At 58.5% G+C, this 3,005-nt stretch carries 5 protein-coding genes; 4 read left to right on the top strand and 1 reads right to left on the bottom strand.

Annotation, left to right across the window (positions count from 1 at the left end):
* Window positions 1–152 precede the first annotated feature (152 nt).
* The 4 genes from AC0L16_RS33295 to AC0L16_RS33310 all read left to right on the top strand — a co-directional run bounded on the left by AC0L16_RS33295 (window position 153) and on the right by AC0L16_RS33310 (window position 2,100).
* Window positions 153–473: a hypothetical protein gene (locus AC0L16_RS33295; RefSeq protein WP_473625758.1), complete on the top strand. Its 321-nt coding sequence runs from the start codon at window positions 153–155 to the stop codon at window positions 471–473.
* A 182-nt stretch (window positions 474–655) separates the two neighbouring features.
* The gene (locus AC0L16_RS33300) at window positions 656–964 is read left to right on the top strand and encodes a hypothetical protein (RefSeq protein WP_473625759.1); all 309 of its coding nucleotides are present in this window, start codon (window positions 656–658) and stop codon (window positions 962–964) included.
* Window positions 952–1,191: a hypothetical protein gene (locus AC0L16_RS33305; RefSeq protein WP_473625761.1), complete on the top strand. Its 240-nt coding sequence runs from the start codon at window positions 952–954 to the stop codon at window positions 1,189–1,191. Before AC0L16_RS33300 ends, AC0L16_RS33305 begins: the two co-directional genes overlap by 13 nt.
* Before the next feature lie 756 nt (window positions 1,192–1,947).
* Window positions 1,948–2,100, top strand: a complete 153-nt coding sequence (locus AC0L16_RS33310; protein WP_254021560.1) for a hypothetical protein — start codon at window positions 1,948–1,950, stop codon at window positions 2,098–2,100.
* A gap of 83 nt (window positions 2,101–2,183) precedes the next feature.
* Here AC0L16_RS33310 and AC0L16_RS33315 read toward each other — a convergent pair whose 3' ends face one another.
* On the bottom strand, window positions 2,184–2,624 hold the full coding sequence (locus AC0L16_RS33315; protein ID WP_254021559.1) for a hypothetical protein: 441 nt from the start codon (window positions 2,622–2,624) through the stop codon (window positions 2,184–2,186).
* Window positions 2,625–3,005: the final 381 nt, after the last annotated feature.

Consider the following 3,005-nt stretch of genomic DNA (forward strand, 5'->3'; position numbering starts at 1 on the left):
TCATTCAAACGACAGATAGGCTTCCGAGGGGCAATCGCCAAGCTCCTATCATACGGCCTTTGAGCCCATCACTGTCTACAAAACGATCTTGCCGACTTCTGCTTCTCCCTACGTTCCTTTCGTAGACTTCCGTGATCCCAAGTTCGGTGCAAATGGGCGTTACCGCAAGTCAGGAGGTCGGGTATCTTGGCGTGTTCACGAAGGTGGATATCGGCCTTCAGAACGGGAACAAGTCGGACATCTTCGTCTCTATCGACGGCCATCTCTATAAGGGTGTGGCCACCAGCACGAGCGACGAACTCAAGGGCGGATATTCTGGCGGCTACATCTTGACCGACGACCCGAAGTTTAAGCGCGACGTGGCGAAGAAATATGAAATGACCGTGTTTCCGGAAACCAAGGGGACCTTTGTCGTCGATCTGAAGGGAACCTACAAGGCAATGGCAATGGGCCGCAAGCGCCTCACGCAATGACCGCCCGCTCGGCAATATTCCACCCATCTCGGCCATTGGCCACAGCAATCTGATCGAGTTTGCACTAGAGCGGCAGCGTGTGAGATCGCCGCCGCCGGGGCGAGCCTGGCTAAAAGCGGGAATCAATATCGATCACATGAGATGCCGCTAATCGCATCCGTGAAATATGGGCGGCCTAATCCATGACGGCAAAAACAAAAGTCCTCCCCGCGCCCGATCACGCGCACCAATCGAACCCGTCGCGCCTCTTAAAGATCGACGGAAGCACCGTCACTATCGACCATACGGCAGCCCGGAAAGCCTTCGGATCATCGGACGAAGATTTCATCAATGGCCTCCTGCGCCAACTGGTGAATGTCGGCAGCCACGGCAAAACGCCAGACGATAAGGGCACGGCCTTTGTCGCCTCGATCGTGAAAGGCATTGAACCGCAGGATCAGATCGAAGCTAGCTGGCATCCCAGATGGCTGCGGTGCACATGGCGACAATGACGTTCGCCCGCCGCCTTGCTCACTGCGAAACTATCCCGCAGCAAGACAGCGCCGAACGTGCTTTCAACAAGCTCACCAGGACATTCGCGGCCCAGGTCGAAGCCCTAAAGAAATACCGCACGGGCGGCCAGCAGCACGTCACCGTGAAGCACGTCACGGTGAACGAAGGCGGCCAAGCTATTGTCGGCAACGTCTCGCATGGGGGGCAGGGTGACGGAAAAAAATAACGTCAACCTCATGAACCTAGCGCCTCGGTGTCATGCTCGGTCGAAGCGGACGGGTTGCCAGTGTCGATCGCCAGCGGTGAGGGGCAGCGCAGTCTGTCGCATGCACGGTGCGGGCGGTGGCGCACCTGAAGGCAAGCGGAACGGCAACTATCGCAACGGAGGCAGGACGAAACGCACAATGGCAGCCTTGGCGGTTGTCCAGGCAATGGCGCGGATATGTCGGCAGACGATCGATGATCTACCGGATTAACTGGGGAGTAGTCGCCATGCTGCTCGCCGCCGCCTTTATTCTGGCGTTGTGCCTGCGTCCTTAGCTTGCGGCCTTGATCGAATGAAGGTTTATTTCATCCAGCCGCGCAGAGTGTCCAGCGTTCGCTTTAGCCCATCCGTGTTCCCAGCCAAACATAGTGACGCAGTTGGTCACTTCAGTCACGTCCTGCTGGCCAGGTTCCGTGACGCCGGAAATGACCCCTATGCAGTTGATGAAAACTGTGAGAAAGGCGCACCCGAAGGCTTCAAAGAAGCACATCGCCAGAGCGGCATTCTATTCTCTCATTTCCAACGCTGACCACCTAGATCCTGCCAAGTCGAAGAAGCTTCAGGCATTCGCAATTTCGGAGAGGACACAGCCGGATTGAGTGGTACGCCGGCCAGCAATTGTGCTCTTCATGATCCGCTCTCGTCGGACGCAGTGCGAGCGAGCCGTCGCAACTGGCGTTTGGTAAGCTTCGGCATCCCGGCATGTGGAGCTTTGGGATGATTACCCTTGATCTTATTCTTGATTTCACGGATGCCGACTCGGCCGGCCTGGGCAAGGCCAGAGCCAAGCATATCAAGTGCAGCTCGGGGATGATTCCGGATCAGCACCCCCAATGCCCTCACAGCGGCGGCGCCTTCTACGCGGTGTAAAATCGTGTCCGAATAGGGCTGAAGAAGTCGCCGCTCCACGAATTTCGGCAAGCCGGAGCGAGCGTCCGGAACGCGCCTTGCCTCTAGTGCGTGGCTCGGCGCGCGCGACTGTCCCGGTCCTTGTCTCCACGCGATTTCTGTTCCGGCAGAACTTTGTGTGCGGCTTCCGAAACGACCGCCATCATCGCGGAGGCAGCGCTCTGTACCATATCCGTGGCCAAGCCCGCAGCGCGCGCCGATTTCTTGGCCCCGGTCTTAGCTGCCGATTTGGTGGCGTCGGCGATTTCCCCCCGCTCGCGCACCAAAACAGCCGCAGCGGCACCGGCGCCTGCTGTAATCGCATTGGCCAGCAGATCTCGGCCGACCGGGCTCGCTAGCATGTTGCGCAAAAGGGTCGATTTCCGCACCGATTTAGGGACCTTGAACCCGCCGATCTTCTTGGGAAGCTTGCGTTTGCTTTTAGCCATGAAACGTTCTCCTTTCGGTTTTGGGGAACGCAAGGAGGCGGATAGGGTTCCGCCCAATTTGATCTCATGCAGGACGCACGCCCGCTGTGCAGACTGGCCCAAGCCAGCAAGGCGAGGGCGCGCTTGTGTTTGATAATCCGCCGGTCTTCGTGGCGGTGGACAGCTGTCTCGAGTGGCTTTTCTCGTGGCATAAGGCGCGACCCTAGCCATGGCAACAACAGCGGGGGACAATTTCCGGATCGAGGTTTGGGACCGCGAGGAGAAGGCGCAAAACCGGCCTTCGCCAGAGGGGCGTTAACCGGCCGAGCAGGGCCGCTCCGCAATGGTCTGCTGCGTGAGTCCGGCCGAAGCCAGTGAGTCGGGCAGGGCAACGAGTCCAGGTTAACGGAGTTGGAGAGCTGCCATCAGGTAGTCGGTATCCCAGGTTGCGAGTTTTCG

Source organism: Mesorhizobium sp. WSM4848 (assembly GCF_055811375.1).